The organism is Streptomyces mutabilis, from assembly GCF_014649815.1.
Lineage (GTDB): Bacteria > Actinomycetota > Actinomycetes > Streptomycetales > Streptomycetaceae > Streptomyces > Streptomyces mutabilis.
In genome coordinates this window covers 19,584-36,328 of record NZ_BMTT01000025.1, presented here as the reverse complement: position 1 = coordinate 36,328, position 16,745 = coordinate 19,584, and the positions used below count along the sequence as shown (strand labels likewise).

Sequence of the window (16,745 nt, the reverse complement as noted above, 5' to 3'; positions counted from 1 at the left end):
CGCACGCCCTAAGACCCCCCATGCACGTCCATGGCCCCGCCCGGCGCCGAAGATGCGGAACTCACCCGATGTGGCGGCCTCTGGGAGACGAAGGTTGAGGCATCGCAGACAGCGAAGCACCGGCCGAGGTCGGCCGTTCCGAGGACGCGCTCGGCATCCTGCGCGAGGGCGTCGAACTCACCCGGCGGACGGGGCTGCTGGAGACCGAGGCCTGGGTGTGGGGCAATCTCACCGAGTCGCTGATTTCGCTCGGCCGCTGGGACGAGGCGCTGGAGGCCGCGGCGCGGGCCGGAGCCCCGGCCCGGGGCCCGGCGCCACGCGGCGGCGCCGCCGTCAAGCGGGCCGTCGTCGCCCTCGCCCGCGGTGGGACGGCCGAGGCCGTCCCGGCTGCTCGCCGAGGCACGCGCCGCCTACGGCACACACGACCCCATGCCGCAGCGCCGCCTCCCGCTGGCCGTCCTCGCCGTCGGCATCGCCGCCGCCGAAGGCCGCGTCCCGGACGTCCGCGCCCGAACTCGGCCGGGCCCTGGACGCGGGCCTGCCGCCCGGCACCCAGCGCTACGGCTGGCCGCTGCTGCTGTCCGCCGCCGAGGCGGAGGCCGACGCCCGCGGGCTGCCGGCCGCCGAGGAGGGGCGGGCCGAGGCCCTGGAGCGGCTCATCAAGGCCGCCAGGTCGCTCACCACCGGCGCACCGGCCTGGCTCGCCCACGAGAAGTGGGTCCGTGCCGAACTCCACCGGGCCGAGGGCCGGGACACCCCGGCGCTCTGGACGGAGGCGGTCACCGCCTTCGAGTGCCTGGAGCGGCCCTACGAACTCGCCCGGGGCCGGCACCGGCTCGCCGCCGCCCTCCTGGACACCGGCGGCGAGGACGAGCGCGCCCGCGCCACCGAACTGCTCCTCCTGGCCGGCACCGTCGCCCGCCACCTCGGCGCCCGTCCACTGGCCGACGCGGTCGACCTGCTCGGCCGGCGCGCCCGTCTCACCCTGGGCCGCGCCGCCGGGCCGGAGCGCGCCCCCGCCGACCCGGCCGAGGCCCTCGGCCAGCAGGGAACGTGACGTGCTGCGCCTGGTCTCCGACGGCCGCACCAACCGCCAGATAGCGGAGAAGCTCTTCATCTCCCCGAAGACCGCCAGCGTCCACGTCTCCTACATCCTGGCCAAGCTCGACGTCTCCGGCCGCGGCGAGGCGGCGACGGTCGCCCACCGGCCGGCGCTCTTCCCGGCCGAACCGCTCCGGTCCGGTTCGGCGGAGTGAGGCTTACGCTGTGAAGGACGCCGACGGACGGAGGCTTTGTGTTCAACGCATTCGAGGAGCTGTTCTCCCCCGGCCGCAGGCACACCCGCGACGAGCAGAACCGACTGGAACTGACCCGCCAGGACGTCGGCGACGGCGACGGTGACCCGGGCCACGGCCCGGTAGACCTCTCGTCGGGAAAGGTCGTCGTCCAGGTCCCGCGCCCGGCCGAGGCGGAAGACGACTGACGACACCCGGGCGCATCAGGTCACCCGCAGCTCCAGGATCCGGTCGTCGTCCTCCTCCGCGTCGCCCCGGCCGTCCGTGTTGCTGGTCACGAGCCACAGCCTGTCGCCGTCGGCCGGGACCACCGTGCGCAGCCGGCCGTACTCGCCCTGGAGGAACGCCTGCGGATCGGCCGCCGCCTCGGTGCCCTTCAGCGGGATCCGCCACAGACGCTCACCGCGCAGGCCCGCCATCCACACCGAGCCCTCGGCGAAGGCGGCGCCGCTGGGGGAGGCCTCGTCGGTGCTCCACTGGGCGAGCGGGTCGTGGAACCCGGAGCCGCCGCCCTTGCCCTTGCCCTCGGCCTCGGGCCAGCCGTAGTTGTCGCCCGGCTTGATCGCGTTCAGCTCGTCCCAGGTCTGCTGCCCGAACTCCGAGGCGAACAGCCGCTGCTCGTCGTCCCAGGCCAGCCCCTGCACGTTCCGGTGGCCGTACGAGTACACGACGGAGTCGGGGAAGGGGTTGCCGGGAGCCGGCTCGCCGTCCGGCGTCATCCGAAGGATCTTGCCGCCCAGGGACTCCTCGTCCTGTGACAGCCCGGTGTCACCGCTCTCGCCGGTGCCCGCGTAGAGCATCCTGTCGGGGCCGAAGGCGATCCGGCCGCCGTTGTGGATCTCCCCCTTGGGGATGCCCCTCAAGACCGTGTCCGGTTCGCCCAGCCGCTCGCCGGGCGGCTCCTTCTCGTCGTACCGCATGCGCACGATCCGGTTGTCCGAGGCCGAGGTGAAGTACGCGTAGACCATCCGGTCCGAGGCGTAGTCGGGGGAGAGCGCGATGCCGAGGAGGCCGCCCTCGCCGGACGGGGACACCCCGGGCACCTCGCCCAGCTCCGTCTTCTCGCCGGTCTCCTCGTCGACCCGCGTGATCGTGGCCTCGTTCCGGGAGGAGACCAGCAGGCCGCCGCCGGGGAGCGGTGCCAGGCCCCAGGGACTCTTCAGGCCGGTGGCGACCGTACGGACCACCTCCACGGAGCCCTTCGCGGGCGGGGTCTCCTCGGTGGCAGACCCCGGGGGCGACGACTGAGCCGCCGTACGGCTCGCGGAGGTGCCGCCGTCCGCTCCCGACGGTTCCCCGCCGTCGGAGGAGCAGCCGGCCGTCAGCAGCAGGGCGGCGGCGGCCAACACGGCCGACACGGCTCGACGTTGCACGATCATGGTCGACAGGGTCCCTTCGAAGCGGCGGGTTCTCCTTGTCATACACCGCACGCGCCCTCCAAGTTCCCGATCGCCCGATCCCGAACCCGGCAATCGCGTGCGTCACTCCCAAGAGCCCTGAGCCGCCGGCAGCCGGCGCACCTCCGCCAGGTCGTCCTCGGTCAGCCGCAGGGCGGCCGCCCCCGCGTTCTCGTTCACCCAGCGCTCCTGCTTGGTCCCCGGCACCGGCACCACGTGCCGCCCCTGCTCCAGCACCCAGGCCAGCGCCACCTGCGCCGGCGTGACCGAGTCGCCGTGCCGGGCCGCGATCCGGCGCAGGCCCGCCACGATCGGCTGGTTGGCGGCCATCATCTCGGCGGTGAAGCGCGGGTGCCGGGCGCGCAGGTCCTCGGGTTCGAAGCCCTGGCCGGGCGTCAGCGTGCCGGTCAGGAAGCCGTTGCCGAGCGGCATCGCCGCCAGGAAGCCCACGCCGCGCGAAACACACCACGGCAGCAGGGTCCGCAGCGCCTCCGGCGACCACACCGACAGTTCGGCCTCGACCGCGCTCACCGGGAACACCTGCTGCACCCGCTCCAGCTGCCGCACCGTCGCGTCGTGCAGCCGAGCCCCCGACCGCCGGGCCGACCGCGCGCCGACCGCGCAGAGCCCGAGCGCCCGCACCTTCCCGGCCCGCACCAGCTCCGCCATCGCACCCCAGGTCTCCTCGACGGGCACCTCGGGGTCGGCGCGGTGCAGCTGGTAGAGGTCGATGACATCCGTCTGCAGCCGGCGCAGGGAGGCGTCGCAGGCACGTTTCACGTAGCCGGGGCGGCCGTTGGCCACGATGTGCTGATCACCCACCAGCAACCCGACCTTGGTCGACACGAAGGCGTCCTGCCGCCGCTCCTTCAACACCCGCCCGAGCAGCAGCTCGTTGGTGAACGGGCCGTACATGTCGGCCGTGTCGAGCAGACAGACGCCCAGGTCCAGGGCCCGGTGCACTGCCCTGACCGACTCCTCGCCCCGCTGCCGGGACGCGCTGTACGCCCAGTTCATCGGCATGCACCCCAGTCCGACGGCCCCCACCGCGAGTGCCGTCGCGCCGATCGTCCTGCGCTCCACCTGGTCGTGACCCTCCCTCGTCAGGCCACCCAACCTAACCTCTGCCCTTCCGCACCCCTGACATAGCCTCCTGACCATGACTGCTGACGTGTGGCTGCCCATCCCGCCGGACGAGATCGAGGGTCTCCCCGAGGGCCCCGCCTACCGCTACTGGAACGGCGAGGAGACCTTCCCCGCCGACCCGGCCGACTGCGCGTACTACGTCGTCCCCTACATGAAGCCCAGCGGTATCGGCACCCGCCCGCTGCCCGAGATGCGCTCCGTCCAGGTCGTCCAGACCCTCTCCGCGGGCATCGACCACGTGGAGCCCGGACTGCGGCACCTGCCTGAGGGCGTGCGACTGTGCAATGCGCGCGGCGTGCACGAGGCCAGTACCGCGGAACTCACCCTCACCTTGATCCTCGCGTCGCTGCGCGGCGTTCCCGATTTCGTCCGGGCGCAGGACCGGGGCGAGTGGCTGGGCGGCTTCCGGCCCGCGCTCGCCGACCGGAAGGTGCTCATCGTCGGCTACGGATCGATCGGCGCCGCGATCGAGGACCGGCTCGTGCCGTTCGAGGTCGCGCCGGTCGTGCGCGTCGCGCGCTCCGCCCGCACCACGGCGCGCGGCCCGGTGCACCCGCTCACCGAACTGCCCGCCCTGCTCCCGGAGGCGGACGTCGTCGTCCTCTCCACCCCGCTCACCGAGGCGACCCGCGGCCTGGTCGACGCGGAGTTCCTGGCCCGCATGAAGGACGGCGCTCTGCTCGTCAACGTGGCGCGCGGCCCCGTAGTCGACACGAAGGCGTTGCTCACCGAACTGGAGAGCGGGCGCATCACCGCCGCCCTCGACGTGACCGACCCCGAACCGCTGCCGCCGGGCCACCCCCTGTGGCAGGCTCCGGGCGTACTCGTCAGCCCGCACACCGGGGGCCCGACCTCCGCCTTTCTGCCGCGCGCCAAGCGGCTGCTGGTGGACCAGTTGAGCCGTTTCGTGAACCGGGAGCCGCTGCGCAACGTGATCCTGACGACGGGTGCTTAGCCCACCTCCGGGCACCCTCCGCAACGCCCCGGACGCGGTGGGTGTGCGCATAACCGCTGGTCGTCACGGAGAGTAGAGACACTATGTCCCTGAGTGACGAACCTGGTGTATCGTCCGACAGGGGACGCGCCGCGCACCGGTCGGCGCCGGGGATGGATCCAGACAGTGAGGGGGGCGACGGGCGATGCACGGCCTATGGACGAACGACCCGACGTGGCGGAGCCGCCGCCGGCGACCCTGGCGCACGACCACGACCGCGCGCAGACGGGGCCGGTCCGGCCACCACGGTCCGCCCGGCCCTCACCGGTACCGGTACAGCGGCCGAGGGACGCAGACACAGGCGGCGCCGAGGGGCACGCGGGCCGCGGGGACGGCGCGGACCAGGAGGCCCCGGTGAGCCCACCGACCCCCGTACCCATGCTGGACGGCGCGCTCCGCGCACAGCCCTCGCCCGGACCCATGCCGTCGTCCCGGTCGTCGGCCGCCGCCGGCGGGCCGACCCTCGTCCGCCAGCTCGTCCTGGCCTTGATCTGCGCGGGTTACGCCGTCGGTTCCGCGTTCGGCTGGGGTTCGGACTACGTCGCCCAGATCATGGGCGACTTCGGGCTGAGCGCCGCCGCGGCAGCCGCCGCCGTCTCCTGCTTCGTCTACGCCCGTGGACCCCGCGTCCGCTTCCGGCCCGCCTGGCTGCTGTTCGCCCTCTCCTCGGCGATGTCGTCCCTGGGCAACGCGGTCTGGGGATGGTACGAGGTCGTCCTGCGGCAGCCCGTGCCCAGCCCCAGCTACGCGGACCTGTTCTTCCTGTGCTTCGCGCCGCCCGCCATCGTCGGGCTGCTCGTGCTGGCCAAGCGGCCCGTGACGAAGGCGGGTTGGATCTGCCTGGGCCTCGACGCGTGGCTCATCGGGGGCTCGCTGCTGACCCTGGCGTGGAGCCTCGCGCTCGCCCAGGCGGCCAAGGCCGACAGCGGTTCCAGCGTGGCCCACTCCGCGCTCTCGGTCGCGTACCCGCTGCTCGACATCGCGCTCGTCAGCATGGTGCTCGCCCTGCACTTCAGGCGCTCACCCGTCTGCCGTTCCGCGGTCAACACCGCCATCGGCGCGTTGGCCCTGACGGTGATGTGCGACGCCCTGTTCACCTCGCCGCTGCTGCACAACAACTACCGCTCCGGCCAGTTGCTCGACGCCGGCTGGTTCGCCGGTTCGCTGTTGCTCGCCTACGCCCCCTGGGCCACGTCCCGGCGTGGACAGCAGGCGGACGAGGAGCGGAGCGGCGGGCGCACACGCGTGGTGCGCGGGCACGTGCCCGGCCAGCGGGGTGCCACCGGCCACCATCCGGCACCGGCGGCCGTGCCCGGTCACTCGTCCGGCCCCGGCCCGGCGAGCGAGCGCGGGCGCTATCCCGCCGCCCGGCCCATCGCCGGTTCCCTGGCCGCGCTCACGCCGTACCTCGCCGCCGCCGTCTGCACCCTGGGCATCCTCTACAACGTCCTCAACGGCCGCAGTGTCGACCGCGTGGTCCTGCTGACCGGCGGCACCGTGGTGCTCGCCCTCGTCGTGCGCCAGGGCATCATGCTGCTCGACAACATCACCCTCACCCAGGAACTGGCCCAGAAGGAGAACCACTTCCGCTCCCTGGTGCAGGGCTCCAGCGACGTCATCATGATCGCCGCGCCCAACGGCATCCTCCGTTACGTCTCCCCGGCCGCCGCCGGGGTCTACGGACGCCCGGCCGAGGAGCTGGTCGGCAGCGAGCTGGCCGCTCTCATCCACCCCGAGGACCTCGGCTGCGTGGTCCACGAAGTGCGCCGGTTCCTCGCCGCCAGTCCGGTGGAGGAGCCCACCACGCGCATCGAGTGCCGCTTCCGGTCCGGGGAGGGCGGCTGGCTGAACGTCGAGTCCACCGTCAACCGGCACCACGGCGGACTGATCTTCAACAGCCGGGACGTGACCGAGAGAGTGCGCCTGCAGGCGCAGCTCCAGCACAACGCCGAACACGACCCGCTCACCGACCTGCCCAACCGCGCCCTGTTCACCCGACGCGTCCAGCAGGCCCTGTCCGGCCGTCGCGCCTCGGACCGGGGTGCCGCCCTGCGTGGCACCGCGGTGCTCTTCATCGACCTGGACGGTTTCAAGGCCGTCAACGACACCATCGGGCACCAGGCCGGCGACGAGCTGCTGGTCCAGGCCGCCCGCAGACTGCACGAGGCCGTCCGCAAGGGCGACACCGCCTCCCGGCTGGGCGGCGACGAGTTCGCGGCCCTGATCGTCGGGGACGGTTCCGCCCGGGAGCGGGGCGCCCGCGAGCGGCACATCCTGGAACTCGCCGACCGTCTCAGGACGACCCTCTCGCAGCCGTACCTCATCGACGGGAACGAAGTACGCGTCAACGCCTCCATCGGAGTCGCCTTCGCCGAACCCGGCCTCGGCGCCGGGGAGTTGCTGCGCAACGCCGACCTCGCGATGTACCGCGCCAAAGCCGGCGGCAAGGGGCGCGTCGAGCTGTACAGACCGCAGATGCAGCAGGACGTCGTGCGCAAGGCCGAGCTGGCGACGCGCCTGCGGGCCGCGCTGCAGGGCGGGGAGTTCACGCTGCTGCACCAGCCGGTGGTCTCCCTGGCGGACGGCCGGATCGCGTCGGTCTGCGCCCGGCCGCGCTGGCGCTCCTCCCAGGGGGTCCTGTTCACCCCGGCGGAGTTCCTGCGCGTGAGCGAGGACGGCGACAGGACCGCCGAGCTGGACCGCTGGGTGCTCCAGGAGGCCGTGGAGCAGGCCGCCGAGCGCGCGGCGGCCGGTCTGCCGGTGGCCGTCGCCATACGGATCGGCGCCCGCCGTCTGCTGGACCGCTCCATGCCGCCGGGGACCGTGGAGGCCTTGCTCACCCGGCACGGGCTGCCCCCCGGCTCTCTCGTGATCGAGCTGTCGGACATCGATCCACGGGTCGGCCTGGACGAGCTGGACCGTCGGCTGAACGCCCTGCGCAGGGTCGGCGTCCGCATCGCCCTGGACGGCTTCGGCAGCGGCTACGCGGCGATCACCGCGCTGCGGCGCCTCCCCGTGGACGTCCTCAAGCTCGATCGGGGACTCGTGGAGGGCGTCGTGGAGTCCGGGCGGCTGCACAAGATCACCAGTGGTCTGCTGCGCATCGCCACCGACCTGGGGCTGCAGTCCGTGGCCGACGGGGTGGACCTGCCCGAGCAGATCGTCGCCCTGCGCGCGATGGGCTGTACGCACGGGCAGGGCATGGCGTTCTCCGGGCCGCTGGACGAGTACCGGCTGCGCAGGGCGCTCGGCACCGGTCGCTACCCGGTGCCGCACGGTCCGGCCGAACCCGCCTTCGCGGGCGGTGTCACGGCCGGTCTGCCCACCGTCCTGCGTGGTGGCACGACCCTCCGCTCACATGATGAGACGCCCGTCCCACCCACTTGACAGTGGGTGTGCGCCGGGTGGAGGGTCAGTGCCATGCGCACCCGAATTCTCGTACTTGGAAAGCGCGTCGGCTGAGCAGGTGACGTCCGGACCGTTCCGGACTCCCTGCGACCCACACCCGGCGCGCTCCCCTCGCTTGCCTTATGGCACGAGGGGTTTTTTGTTGCACCAGCACCGCTGAGCAACAGTCACGCATCGCCCCAAACTCGCAAAAACCCTCAGCATCGAGAAGAGAATGCCGATGACCGAGCAGGCCACCGGGGCCCATCACCCGCAGCCCCGGCCCCGATCCGGAGGACAGTCCGCCCCCGAGCACGTCACGGGTGCGCAGTCCCTCATCCGCTCCCTCGAGGAGGTCGGGGTCGACACGGTATTCGGCATTCCCGGCGGCACCATCCTCCCGGCGTACGACCCGCTGATGGACTCCACCCGGGTGCGCCACGTCCTGGTCCGCCACGAGCAGGGCGCCGGCCACGCGGCCACCGGCTACGCGCAGGCCACCGGCAAGGTGGGCGTCTGCATGGCGACCTCCGGACCCGGCGCCACCAACCTGGTCACCCCGATCGCCGACGCGCACATGGACTCCGTGCCGCTGGTCGCGATCACCGGCCAGGTCGTCTCGTCCGCGATCGGCACGGACGCCTTCCAGGAGGCGGACATCGTCGGCATCACCATGCCGGTCACCAAGCACAGCTTCCTGGTCACCAAGGCCGAGGACATCCCCCGGGTGATCGCGCAGGCCTTCCACATCGCCTCCACCGGACGCCCCGGCCCCGTCCTGGTCGACATCCCCAAGGACATCCTCCAGAAGAGAACCACCTTCTCCTGGCCCCCGGTCATGGACCTGCCCGGCTACCGCCCGGTCACCAAGCCGCACGCCAAGCAGATCCGCGAGGCCGCCAAGCTGATCACCGCCGCCAAGCGGCCGGTCCTCTACGTCGGCGGCGGCGTCCTCAAGGCGCAGGCCACCGCCGAGCTGAAGGTCCTCGCCGAGCTCACCGGAGCGCCCGTCACCACCACCCTGATGGCGCTCGGCGCGTTCCCCGACAGCCACCCGCTGCACGTGGGAATGCCGGGCATGCACGGTTCGGTCAGCGCCGTCACCGCGCTGCAGAAGGCCGACCTGATCGTCGCCCTCGGAGCCCGCTTCGACGATCGCGTCACCGGCAAGCTCGACAGCTTCGCCCCGTACGCCAAGATCGTCCACGCCGACATCGACCCGGCCGAGATCGGCAAGAACCGCACCGCCGACGTGCCGATCGTCGGCGACGCCCGCGAGGTCATCGCCGACCTCGTGCAGGCCGTCCAGAAGGAGCACAGCGAGGGCAACACGGGCGACTACAGCGCCTGGTGGAAGGATCTCAGCCGCTGGCGCGACACCTACCCCCTCGGCTACGACCAGCCGGAGGACGGTTCGCTCTCCCCGCAGGCGGTCATCGAGCGCATCGGACAGCTGGCCCCCGAGGGCACGGTCTTCGCGGCCGGCGTCGGCCAGCACCAGATGTGGGCCGCGCACTTCGTGCAGTACGAGCAGCCCGCCACCTGGCTGAACTCCGGCGGCGCCGGGACCATGGGCTACGCCGTCCCGGCCGCCATGGGCGCCAAGGCCGGCGTCCCCGACCGCACCGTCTGGGCGATCGACGGCGACGGCTGCTTCCAGATGACCAACCAGGAACTGACCACCTGCGCCCTGAACAACATCCCGATCAAGGTCGCCGTCATCAACAACGGCGCCCTCGGGATGGTCCGCCAGTGGCAGACCCTGTTCTACAACCAGCGGTACTCCAACACCGTGCTGCACTCCGGCCCGGACGACGTCAACCCGGACGCCCGGGGCACCCGCGTCCCCGACTTCGTCAAGCTGTCGGAGGCCATGGGCTGCTACGCCATCCGCTGCGAGGACCCGGCCGACCTCGACAAGGTCATCGAGGAGGCCAACTCCATCAACGACCGCCCGGTCGTCGTGGACTTCATCGTCCACGAGGACGCGATGGTCTGGCCGATGGTGGCCGCCGGCACCTCCAACGACGAGATCATGGCCGCCCGGGACGTCCGCCCCGACTTCGGCGACAACGAAGACGACTGAGCGAGAGAGACCGAAGAGACCATGTCCAAGCACACGCTCTCCGTCCTGGTGGAGAACACCCCCGGCGTCCTGGCGCGGATCACCGCCCTCTTCTCCCGCCGCGGCTTCAACATCGACTCCCTCGCCGTCGGCGTCACCGAGCACCCCGACATCTCCCGCATCACCATCGTGGTGAGCGTCGAGGACTTCCCGCTGGAGCAGGTCACCAAGCAGCTCAACAAGCTGGTGAACGTACTCAAGATCGTCGAGCTGGAGCCCACCCAGGCCGTCCAGCGCGAACTCGTCCTGGTGAAGGTGCGCTCCGACAACGAGACGCGTTCCCAGATCGTCGAGATCGTCCAGCTCTTCCGCGCCAAGACCGTCGACGTCTCCCCGGAGGCCGTGACCATCGAGGCCACCGGCAGCAGCGACAAGCTGTCCGCCATGCTCCGGATGCTGGAACCGTACGGCATCAAGGAACTCGTCCAGTCCGGCACGATCGCCATCGGCCGCGGCGCCCGTTCGATCACGGACCGCTCGCTGCGCGCACTCGACCGGTCCGCATAACGACGGAAGCGGGCGGCCGCGGACACCCCGGCCGCCCGCATTCCGAGACCCCGAACCTTCCCTTCCCCTCACCGGCATACGGTGGGACGCAACACCTGCACTCAAGGAGAGAACCCAGTGGCCGAGCTGTTCTACGACGCCGACGCCGACCTGTCCATCATCCAGGGCCGCAAGGTCGCGGTCATCGGGTACGGCAGCCAGGGCCACGCCCACGCCCTGTCGCTGCGCGACTCCGGCGTCGACGTGCGCGTCGGTCTGCACGAGGGCTCCAAGTCCAAGGCCAAGGCCGAGGAGCAGGGCCTGCGCGTGGTGAGCCCGTCCGAGGCCGCCGCCGAGGCCGACGTCATCATGATCCTCGTCCCGGACCCCATCCAGGCCCAGGTCTACGAGGAGCACATCAAGGACAACCTGAAGGACGGCGACGCCCTGTTCTTCGGCCACGGCCTGAACATCCGCTACGGCTTCATCAAGCCCCCGGCCGGCGTGGACGTCTGCATGGTCGCCCCCAAGGGCCCGGGCCACCTGGTGCGCCGTCAGTACGAGGAGGGCCGCGGCGTTCCCTGCATCGCCGCCGTCGAGCAGGACGCCTCCGGCAACGCCTTCGCGCTGGCCCTGTCGTACGCGAAGGGCATCGGCGGCACCCGCGCCGGCGTCATCAAGACGACCTTCACCGAGGAGACCGAGACCGACCTCTTCGGCGAGCAGGCCGTCCTCTGCGGTGGCACGGCCGCGCTGGTCAAGGCGGGCTTCGAGACCCTGACCGAGGCCGGCTACCAGCCGGAGATCGCCTACTTCGAGTGCCTGCACGAGCTGAAGCTGATCGTGGACCTCATGTACGAGGGCGGCCTGGAGAAGATGCGCTGGTCGATCTCCGAGACCGCCGAGTGGGGCGACTACGTCACCGGCCCGCGGATCATCACCGACGCCACCAAGGCCGAGATGAAGAAGGTCCTCGCCGAGATCCAGGACGGCACCTTCGCCAAGAACTGGATGGACGAGTACCACGGCGGCCTGAAGAAGTACAACGAGTACAAGCAGCAGGACTCCGAGCACCTGCTGGAGACCACCGGCAAGGAGCTGCGCAAGCTCATGAGCTGGGTCGACGAGGAGGCGTAAGCCTCAACGCCGGGGGCCGGGGCGACATCGCCCCGGCCCCTTCGGCGAACCCGGGGTAACGTCGGACGTACGGCGTTGTCCACCCCGTCCAGCCACGGACGGGTGATCCTTCCGCAGAGGCGCAGGACGACCTCCGCCACGCCACTAGACTGCTGCACAACATACGCGTCAGGCCCACAGCGTCGTGCGTCTTCCACGCGGCTCAGCGACACCGAATGCGGCCGTCGGGACGGCCGTCCGCATTGGACTTGTGAGGACTCACGTGAGCTCGAAACCCGTCGTACTCATCGCCGAAGAGCTGTCGCCCGCGACCGTGGACGCGCTCGGCCCCGATTTCGAGATCCGCCAGTGCAACGGCGCGGACCGGGCCGAACTGCTCCCCGCCATCGCCGACGTGGACGCGATCCTGGTCCGCTCGGCCACCAAGGTCGACGCCGAGGCCATCGCCGCCGCCAAGAAGCTGAAGGTCGTCGCCCGGGCCGGTGTCGGCCTGGACAACGTGGACGTCTCCGCCGCCACCAAGGCCGGCGTCATGGTGGTCAACGCCCCGACCTCCAACATCGTGACCGCGGCCGAGCTCGCCTGCGGTCTGCTCGTCGCCACCGCCCGCAACATCCCGCAGGCCAACGCCGCGCTGAAGAACGGCGAGTGGAAGCGCAGCAAGTACACCGGCGTCGAGCTGGCCGAGAAGACCCTCGGTGTCGTGGGCCTCGGCCGCATCGGCGCCCTCGTCGCGCAGCGGATGTCGGCCTTCGGCATGAAGGTCGTAGCCTACGACCCCTACGTGCAGCCCGCGCGGGCCGCGCAGATGGGCGTCAAGGTGCTGTCGCTGGACGAACTGCTCGAGGTCTCCGACTTCATCACCGTCCACCTCCCCAAGACCCCCGAGACCCTCGGCCTGATCGGTGACGAGGCGCTGCGCAAGGTCAAGCCGAGCGTCCGCATCGTCAACGCCGCGCGCGGCGGCATCGTCGACGAGGAGGCGCTGTACTCGGCGCTCAAGGAGGGCCGCGTCGCCGGCGCCGGCCTGGACGTGTACGCCAAGGAGCCCTGCACCGACTCGCCGCTGTTCGAGTTCGACCAGGTCGTCTGCACCCCGCACCTCGGCGCCTCCACGGACGAGGCCCAGGAGAAGGCCGGCATCGCCGTCGCCAAGTCGGTCCGTCTCGCCCTCGCCGGTGAGCTGGTCCCGGACGCGGTGAACGTCCAGGGCGGTGTCATCGCCGAGGACGTCAAGCCGGGCCTGCCGCTCGCCGAGCGCCTCGGCCGCATCTTCACCGCGCTGGCCGGCGAGGTCGCCGTCCGCCTCGACGTCGAGGTCTACGGCGAGATCACCCAGCACGACGTGAAGGTGCTGGAACTGTCCGCCCTCAAGGGCGTCTTCGAGGATGTCGTCGACGAGACCGTGTCCTACGTCAACGCCCCGCTGTTCGCCCAGGAGCGCGGCGTCGAGGTCCGCCTGACCACCAGCTCGGAGTCCCCGGAGCACCGCAACGTCGTCACGGTGCGCGGCACCCTCCAGGACGGCGAGGAGGTGTCGGTCTCCGGCACGCTGGCCGGCCCCAAGCACCTCCAGAAGATCGTCGCCGTCGGCGAGTACGACGTGGACCTCGCCCTCGCCGACCACATGGTCGTCCTGCGCTACGAGGACCGTCCCGGCGTCGTCGGCACCGTCGGCCGCGTCATCGGCGAGGCCGGCATCAACATCGCCGGCATGCAGGTCGCCCGTGCGACGGTCGGCGGAGAGGCGCTGGCCGTGCTGACCGTCGACGACACGGTGCCCTCCGGAGTGCTGGCCGAGGTCGCCGCGGAGATCGGGGCGACGTCGGCCCGGTCGGTGAACCTGGTCTGAGTGACCCCTCCGGGGGCTACCGCCCCCGGACCCCCGTTCGCCCTGAACGGGCTCGTCCTCGAAACGCCGGACGGGCTGGGACGTCCAGCCTGTCCGGCGTCTTCCTTGCACCTCTCCTCGCGCACCCGGACCTTCCGCAGTGTCACCGACGTCAGAACCGCCGCGCCGGCGGGCACCACCGCGCCCGCGATCGCCGCCGCGTGCATCCCACTGGTGAACGCCTCCCGTGCCGCGGTGGCCAGGGCGTCTCCCGCGCGCCCCGGCAACTGCCCGGCGACGGCCGGCGCGCTGCCCAGCGTCTCGTGTGCCGCCTCCGGTGCCGAGTCCGGCATCTCCTGCCGGTAGACCGCCGTACCGATGGAGCCGAGCACCGCCATTCCCAGCGCCCCGCCGAACTCGGCGCCGGTCTCCATGAGGGAGGACGCGGAGTCCAGTACGCCCCCGAGGCCGACCGGCTCACCGAGGGGCTGCGCCAGGTCGGCGAGGGCGTCCGGAAGGGCTGAGCGACACTCACAGGCGGGCGGCCTTCAACGCCATGTGCAGCAGCAGCCGGTCCTCCCCGTCGTCCAGGTCCAGGCCCGTGAGCTGTTCGACGCGGGACAGCCGGTAGTACAGGGTCTGCCGGTGGATGCCCAGCTCGGTGGCCGTGCGGCCCGCCTGGCCCGCGCAGTCCAGGTAGACCTCGGCGGTGCGGGCCAGCTCGCGGTGGGCGGGGGAGAGCAGCACCCGTACGGCAGGGTCGTGGGCGGACTGCGCCGGCAACCCGGTCAGCAGGCGGAACGCCCCGATGGACGTCCACTCGGCGACCGGCCCGAACCGGCTCTCGGCGCGCGCCGCCCGGGCCGCCGCCGACGCCTCCTGCCAGGCGGCCCCCAGCTCCGCCAGACCGGTGCGCGGGGCGGAGACCCCTGCCGCCGTCACCGCGCCCGCCCGGGCCGCCGCCACCGCCCCGGCCGCCGAACCCACGGCCCCGGCCACGCCCCGCGCCCGCTCCAGCAGCCGCCCCGCCGCCGAGGTCGCCGGGGCCGGCACGTCCGCCGAGCGCAACCGGACCAGCAGCGCCAGCGACTGGGCCGACGCTCCCCACGGCACCGTGCACAGCGCCGTCGCCCCCGGCACCGTGCGCACCGAGGGGGCGTCGTCGGGGTCGGCCGACGGCCAGGGGGCCACACACACCACCGCGTGCGGGGTGTCCGCGCGGGCGCCGAGCGCGGTGCGCAGTTCGGCCACCGCCATGTCCCGCTGCCAGTCGCGCTCCGCGGTCAGCACCGCCCGCAGCTCCCGGCTCAGGTCGGCGCCGTGCTGCGCCTCGTCCGCGAGCAGCGCGCCGATCCGGCCGGTGACCTCCATGGCCGCCGCCAGCTGCCGCTCGGTCGGGCCGGGGTCGGTGTCCAGGAGCCACACGTAGCCGAGGACGACACCCCGATGGCGTACCGGGAGGCAGGTGCGTCCGCGATAGACCCCTGCTTCCGGGGTCGGCGGAATGCGGACGGGGCCCTTCGCGCGCGTGATGCCGAAGCCCTCGAACCACGTCCGGACGGCCGCGGTGGAGCGCCGGGTCAGGATCGAGCGGGTGCGCACCGGGTCCAGCACGGACGGGTCCAGGTCGCCCTCGCTGTCGTAGGCGCCGAAGGCGATCAGCTCGAAGTCGCGGTTCTCCAGGGTCGCGGGGGCCCCCAGCACTTCGGAGATCTCGTCGACCAGCTCCTGGTAGTCGCCACGGGCGCCCCCGGAGCCTGCGCCTGCGGCACCTCTGGAATCCGACGTCACCCGGGCATTGTGCCGCATTTGCGAACGGCCTTCATACATCTGTCTGAGATCCGTGGCACGGATGCGTGACAGCTGTCGATGGCCCACGATCGGGGGCATCCTTAGATTTCACGGTGGTTCTCCGTGCCGTTCCCGAAACGTCGGGCCACGGCCCTGTGTTGGTTGGTAAGTGGAGGTGCCCCGTGTTGGGTCCCGTGATTCTCGCCGCGTCCCGCAGCGACCGGATGCGTCGGCTGGTTTCCGCCGCGCCCGTGACCAAGCCGGTCGTCGACCGGTTCATCCCCGGCGAGACGGTCGACCAGATTGTCCCGATCATCCGGGAGCTGACCGACCAGGGCCTGGAGCTGACGATGGACGTCGTCGGCGAGGACATCACCACCCCGGCGCAGGCGGAGACCGCCCGCGACGCCTACCTGGAGCTGATCGACCGGCTCAAGCCGTTGGACCTCGGCACCCGCGCCGAGATGTCCGTCAAGCTCTCGATGTTCGGCCAGGCACTGGCCGGCGGTCACGAGCTGGCCCTGCGGAACGTCCGCCCGGTCGTCGAGGCCGCCGCCGAGATCGGCACCACCGTCACCCTCGACGCCGAGGACCACACCACCCTCGACTCGATGTTCGCCATCCACGAGGAGCTGCGGAAGGACTTCCCGCAGACCGGCTGCGTCATCCAGGCATACCTCTTCCGCACCGAGGCCGACGCGCGCCGGCTCGCCGACAACGGCTCTCGCGTACGGTTGGTGAAGGGCGCCTACAAGGAGCCCGCCGAGGTCGCCTACCAGCAGCGCCACGAGATCGACAAGGCGTACGTGCGCATCCTGCGGACGCTGATGGAGGGCGAGGGTTACCCGATGATCGGGTCCCACGACCCGCGCCTGATCTCCATCGCGCAGGAGCTGGCCCGCACCGCCGGGCGCAAGCTCGACGAGTACGAGTTCCAGATGCTGTACGGCATCCGCGGCGACGAGCACCTGCGGCTCGCCGCCGAGGGCCACCGCATGCGCGTGTACACCGCCTACGGCACCGACTGGTACGGCTACTTCATGCGCCGTCTGGCGGAGAAGCCGGCCAACCTCCGGTTCTTCGCCCGCTCGATGGTGAGCAAGGGCTGAGCCCGCACCCGCTCGCACAACCCGCTCAAGTCAAGGAGTAACGGAAC

At 71.9% G+C, this 16,745-nt stretch carries 11 protein-coding genes and 2 pseudogenes; 9 read left to right on the top strand and 4 right to left on the bottom strand.

Annotation, left to right across the window (positions count from 1 at the left end; all coding sequences use genetic code 11):
- Positions 1–128: 128 nt before the first annotated feature.
- Positions 129–1,256: pseudogene (locus IE142_RS31095) on the top strand (LuxR C-terminal-related transcriptional regulator); the annotation flags it as partial.
- A gap of 38 nt (positions 1,257–1,294) precedes the next feature.
- Positions 1,295–1,483: a DUF6191 domain-containing protein gene (locus IE142_RS31090; RefSeq protein ID WP_191888824.1), complete on the top strand. Its 189-nt coding sequence runs from the start codon at positions 1,295–1,297 to the stop codon at positions 1,481–1,483.
- Between the two features lie 15 nt (positions 1,484–1,498).
- Here IE142_RS31090 and IE142_RS31085 read toward each other — a convergent pair whose 3' ends face one another.
- Both IE142_RS31085 and IE142_RS31080 read right to left on the bottom strand, forming a co-directional pair.
- The gene (locus IE142_RS31085; RefSeq protein WP_191888823.1) at positions 1,499–2,674 is read right to left on the bottom strand and encodes a PQQ-dependent sugar dehydrogenase; all 1,176 of its coding nucleotides are present in this window, start codon (positions 2,672–2,674) and stop codon (positions 1,499–1,501) included.
- A gap of 102 nt (positions 2,675–2,776) precedes the next feature.
- Positions 2,777–3,775 carry an aldo/keto reductase gene (locus IE142_RS31080; RefSeq protein WP_191888822.1) on the bottom strand — a complete coding sequence of 333 codons (999 nt, stop codon included), beginning with the start codon at positions 3,773–3,775 and terminating at the stop codon, positions 2,777–2,779.
- Positions 3,776–3,851: 76 nt separating this feature from the next.
- On the opposite strand from IE142_RS31080, the gene IE142_RS31075 reads away from it, so the two are divergent.
- The 6 genes from IE142_RS31075 (at position 3,852) to serA (ending at position 13,819) form a co-directional block, all read left to right on the top strand.
- On the top strand, positions 3,852–4,793 hold the full coding sequence (locus tag IE142_RS31075) for a 2-hydroxyacid dehydrogenase (protein ID WP_191888821.1): 942 nt from the start codon (positions 3,852–3,854) through the stop codon (positions 4,791–4,793).
- 417 nt (positions 4,794–5,210) lie between these two features.
- Positions 5,211–8,219 (top strand): putative bifunctional diguanylate cyclase/phosphodiesterase, encoded by a 3,009-nt coding sequence (locus tag IE142_RS31070; RefSeq protein ID WP_191888859.1) that lies wholly within the window; start codon positions 5,211–5,213, stop codon positions 8,217–8,219.
- 241 nt (positions 8,220–8,460) lie between these two features.
- The gene (locus IE142_RS31065; RefSeq protein WP_191888820.1) at positions 8,461–10,305 is read left to right on the top strand and encodes an acetolactate synthase large subunit; all 1,845 of its coding nucleotides are present in this window, start codon (positions 8,461–8,463) and stop codon (positions 10,303–10,305) included.
- A 21-nt stretch (positions 10,306–10,326) separates the two neighbouring features.
- A complete protein-coding gene (ilvN, locus tag IE142_RS31060) occupies positions 10,327–10,851 on the top strand; it encodes an acetolactate synthase small subunit (protein ID WP_019329768.1) in 525 nt (174 codons plus the stop codon).
- Between the two features lie 117 nt (positions 10,852–10,968).
- On the top strand, positions 10,969–11,967 hold the full coding sequence (gene ilvC / locus IE142_RS31055; RefSeq protein WP_043379589.1) for a ketol-acid reductoisomerase: 999 nt from the start codon (positions 10,969–10,971) through the stop codon (positions 11,965–11,967).
- Between the two features lie 262 nt (positions 11,968–12,229).
- Positions 12,230–13,819: a phosphoglycerate dehydrogenase gene (gene serA, locus IE142_RS31050; protein ID WP_191888819.1), complete on the top strand. Its 1,590-nt coding sequence runs from the start codon at positions 12,230–12,232 to the stop codon at positions 13,817–13,819.
- Between the two features lie 62 nt (positions 13,820–13,881).
- Here the strand turns inward: serA and IE142_RS37080 are convergent.
- Both IE142_RS37080 and IE142_RS31040 read right to left on the bottom strand, forming a co-directional pair.
- Positions 13,882–14,319: pseudogene (locus IE142_RS37080) on the bottom strand (MFS transporter); the annotation flags it as partial.
- A gap of 10 nt (positions 14,320–14,329) precedes the next feature.
- On the bottom strand, positions 14,330–15,607 hold the full coding sequence (locus IE142_RS31040; protein ID WP_370466439.1) for a PucR family transcriptional regulator: 1,278 nt from the start codon (positions 15,605–15,607) through the stop codon (positions 14,330–14,332).
- A gap of 164 nt (positions 15,608–15,771) precedes the next feature.
- On the opposite strand from IE142_RS31040, the gene IE142_RS31035 reads away from it, so the two are divergent.
- Positions 15,772–16,698: a proline dehydrogenase family protein gene (locus IE142_RS31035; RefSeq protein WP_191888816.1), complete on the top strand. Its 927-nt coding sequence runs from the start codon at positions 15,772–15,774 to the stop codon at positions 16,696–16,698.
- The last annotated feature ends 47 nt before the right edge of the window (positions 16,699–16,745 follow it).